Annotated in this window: 4 protein-coding genes; 3 read left to right on the forward strand and 1 reads right to left on the reverse strand. The window is 35.3% G+C overall.

Annotation, left to right across the window (positions count from 1 at the left end; translation table 11 throughout):
- From RMO83_RS11960 to RMO83_RS11970, 3 genes are all read left to right on the forward strand, one after another.
- Positions 1–619, forward strand: a 619-nt coding sequence (locus tag RMO83_RS11960) for a vitamin B12 dependent-methionine synthase activation domain-containing protein (RefSeq protein ID WP_310559927.1), incomplete at its 5' end; no start/stop codon positions are given.
- Positions 620–694: 75 nt separating this feature from the next.
- The gene (metF, locus tag RMO83_RS11965) at positions 695–1648 is read left to right on the forward strand and encodes a methylenetetrahydrofolate reductase [NAD(P)H] (protein WP_310559928.1); all 954 of its coding nucleotides are present in this window, start codon (positions 695–697) and stop codon (positions 1646–1648) included.
- 253 nt (positions 1649–1901) lie between these two features.
- Positions 1902–2909, forward strand: a complete 1008-nt coding sequence (locus RMO83_RS11970) for a glycosyltransferase family 9 protein (protein WP_310559929.1) — start codon at positions 1902–1904, stop codon at positions 2907–2909.
- Positions 2910–2947: 38 nt separating this feature from the next.
- Here RMO83_RS11970 and gldA read toward each other — a convergent pair whose 3' ends face one another.
- Entirely contained in the window at positions 2948–3844 is an 897-nt protein-coding gene (gene gldA, locus RMO83_RS11975; RefSeq protein WP_310559930.1) for a gliding motility-associated ABC transporter ATP-binding subunit GldA, read from the reverse strand.
- Positions 3845–4082: the final 238 nt, after the last annotated feature.

Consider the following 4082-nt stretch of genomic DNA (forward strand, 5'->3'; position numbering starts at 1 on the left):
AAAACCATTGCAGACTTTCCTAACCTTGCGTCAGCAATCACAAAAAACCAAAGGTGCTCCAAATCTCGCTTTGGCCGATTTTATAGCACCAAAAGATAATGGAGTAACCGATTATATGGGAGCATTTTGTGTAACCACAGGTTTTGGAGTTGATGAATGGGCAGCTGAATTCGAAAAGGATTTAGATGATTATAGTTCGATTATGGTCAAAGCATTGGCAGATCGTTTTGCAGAGGCTTTTGCTGAATATCTTCACGAAAAAATACGTAAAGAGACTTGGGGTTATGCATCAGATGAAAACATAACTGCCGAGGCAATGATTGCAGAGGAGTACAAAGGTATTCGTCCTGCCCCAGGATATCCCGCTTGCCCCGACCATTTAGAAAAACCTACAATCTGGAAATTACTAAATGTAGAACAAAAAATAGGAGTAACCTTGACTGAAAGTATGGCGATGTGGCCCGCTTCATCGGTTTCTGGATATTATTTAGGAAATCCGGAAAGTAAGTATTTTGGACTCGGAAAAATAAAAGAAGACCAAGTCATTGATTACGCCAAAAGAAGAAGTATTTCAACCGATAAGGCAACAAAATGGTTGAACCCGAATATAGCAGATTAATTGATTTATGATTTTTGATTAACGATTTTTGATTTGTTAACTCATAACTCATAACCCATAACTCATAACTTTATAATGAAAGTAACACAACATATAGAAAACGCAAAAGGAAAACCATTATTTTCTTTTGAAATTGTTCCGCCACAAAAAGGAAGTAATATTAAGGATTTGTATGAAAACATAGATCCGTTGATGGAGTTTAAACCGCCATTTATTGATGTAACCACTTCGAGAGAAGAATATGTTTATATTGAGAAAGACGGACTTTTTGACCGTCGGATAACCCGTATGCGTCCTGGAACCGTTGGGATTTGCGCTTCCATCCAACACAAATATGGAATAGATGCTATTCCTCACGTGTTGTGTGGAGGATTCACCAAAGAAGAAACCGAGTACTTATTAGTCGATTGTCACTATTTGGGAATCGATAATTTGATGGCTCTTCGCGGCGATCCTATGAAAGGCGAGAAGTATTTTGAACCGACCAAAGGTGGAAATAATTATGCAGTAGATTTAGTTAAACAAATCAAGGCGATGAACGCCGGACAGTTCTTACACGACACTTTGCCAACTGAAAATGCGCCCGATTTTTGTATAGGAGTTTCAGGTTATCCCGAAAAACATATCGAAGCACCAAGTTTGGAAGCCGATTTGAAAAGACTAAAAGAAAAAGTTGATGCTGGTTCCGATTATATCGTGACACAAATGTTTTTCGACAACCAACGGTATTTCAACTTTGTCGAAGCGGCTCGTGCTATTGGAATTACCGTCCCGATTATTCCGGGAATCAAGCCGGTTGCCGTGAAACGTCATTTGCAAATGTTGCCGCAAGTTTTTTGGTTAGATATGCCTCAAGATTTGATTCATTCTATAGAACAAGCTAAAGATAATGCAGCTGTTCGTCAAGTAGGCGTTGAGTTTGCAGTGCAACAATCAAAAGAATTAATCGAATTTGGCGTGCCTTTTGTCCATTATTACTCAATGGGAAAATCTGATAATATATATCAAATAGCGAGTCAGATTTTTTAGGCTTACATTTTTATGTTAAATGTCAATCTTTAGTCATTTTTCAGAAAATTACAATTACAATTTCATTGTCATAACATTAATTGAGTGAAACTTTGTAAGGTGAAAAAACGATGATAATGCTTTAGATTTGTGTTTGATAACTAGATTGGTTCTATTGTTTTTTTAGAGTTCTTTCATTATTTTTTCTATTCTAATTTTTTTAAATATTACTATGGGCTTTGCAATAAAAATAAACCAGTTTAGAAGGTCTTTAATGAAAGGTATTACAGCGAATGTTGGTAAATCGACTCAAAAACAGCAATTAAATTCAATAGACCCGAACCAAATAAAAAAGGTTTTAATTTCCAGACCAAATCATAGATTAGGAAATCTGCTCTTAATCACACCGCTTGTTCAAGAGGTTACTCAAACTTTCCCTAACTGTAAAATCGATTTATTTGTCAAAGGAAATTTGGCTCCCATTGTTTTCGAAAATTATGAAAACATTGGACAAATAATAAAGCTTCCCAAAAAGCATTTCAAAGAATTGTCCAGCTATTTAAAAGCGTGGATTTTGATTAAAAAAAATCACTATGACCTTGCCATCAATGTTGACAAGGATTCTTCTTCTGGCAGATTGTCAATCCAATTGGCAAACGCAACCTATAAGTTTTTTGGAGAAGTTGACCAAGATGCGCATTCCAAATATGACGATTATAATCATATCGCAAAGTACCCCGTTTATAATTTGAGAAGTTATTTGGCACAACTCGGAATTCCAAATGAGGAACGCCCAGTTCCACCTTTAGTACTCCAATTGAGCGATGCTGAAAAAACCACCGGAAAAGAGATTTTAGATCAATTGGTAAGTTCCGAGAAAAAGACGATTTGCTTATTCACTTTTGCCACAGGCCAAAAATGTTATTCGAAAGAATGGTGGGTAAAGTTTTATGAAAGATTGAAAATCGAGTTTGAAGAGTATCATCTTTTGGAAGTTTTACCAATCGAAAATGTGTCTCAAATTGGGTTTCAAGCGCCTACTTTTTACAGTAAAGATATTCGAGAAATAGCCGCTTTTTTTTCAAATACCGCAGTTTTTATAGGAGCTGATAGTGGAATGATGCACCTTGCAAGTGCTGCTCAAATACCTACTATTGGTTTGTTTTCAGTAACTAGTATTGAAAAATACAAGCCTTATAATGCTAATAGTTATGCTATTCAAACGAATGAATCGCACCTAGAAGATTGGATAAAAATCATACATTCTGCGTTGAAAAATTAAAGAGAAACATTCAGTAAGAAAATCTTACACTTCACTTTCTACTTCGTAATCTCCCTAAAAACCGCTTCCAGATTCTTATTTTTTTGATTCAATTGTAATGTTTTCAAGCCATTGGCATTGGCAAAATCAAAAACTGCGGGACGCATATCTTTGTCGGCATTGAAAGTCAACTCCCAAATCATATCGTGCGTATTTTTATACGAAGTCAGATTTTCGATTTTGGCAATCAATTGTTCTTCGACTTTATAGTCAAATTCCACCTCGATGATTTGCTCTCTGTCCGTGGAAATTAAATTATCTAATTTTTTATCGGCTACAATTTTTCCTTTATCAATAATAATGACGCGGTCACAAATGGCTTCCACTTCTTGCATAATGTGTGTCGAAAGGAAAACAGTTTTATCTTTCCCTACATTTTTAATCACATTTCGAATTTCGATCAATTGGTTGGGGTCTAAACCTGTAGTTGGTTCGTCGAGAATCAAAACGTCGGGATTGTGCAATAAAGCGTTTGCCAATCCGACACGTTGACGATACCCTTTAGATAGTTGCCCTATTTTCTTGTGACTTTCACTGGATAAGCCAGTCAGTTGAATCACTTCTTCGATTCGAGTTTTGGCGACTTTATAAACATCAGCGTTGAAAGCCAAATATTCTCTCACATACAAATCTAAATACAACGGATTGTGCTCTGGCAAATAGCCAATAGATTGTTGTACAGCTTTGGTTTGCGAATTCACATCAAATCCATTTACGGCAGCAGTGCCTTCATCAGCAGCGATATACGTGGTTAATATTTTCATTAAAGTCGATTTTCCAGCACCATTTGGACCCAAAAAACCCACAATTTCTCCTTTTTGAACTGTAAATGAAATGTTGTCCAAAGCTTTTTGAGCTCCATAACTTTTCGATATAGTATTTACTTCTATTGACATCGCTTTTTATTTGTAGCAAAAGTAAACAGAAAATTAATTGTTTTATTTTATATTGAGTTTTTTAAAGTTTTAAATTGTGATAAATTTTATATTTTGAATCATTGTTGTCCGATAAAAGTAAATAAAAAAGAAGCCATAAAAATGGCTTCTCAATTAAAATCGTAATTTGGTTTTGCAAAAGACAAAAAACGATGAGTAAAAGTAATTATTTTTCTAGTAAATCTGTTTTCGGACAGCT

Origin of the sequence: Flavobacterium sp. (assembly GCF_031423415.1) — a bacterium.
Taxonomy (GTDB): domain Bacteria; phylum Bacteroidota; class Bacteroidia; order Flavobacteriales; family Flavobacteriaceae; genus Flavobacterium.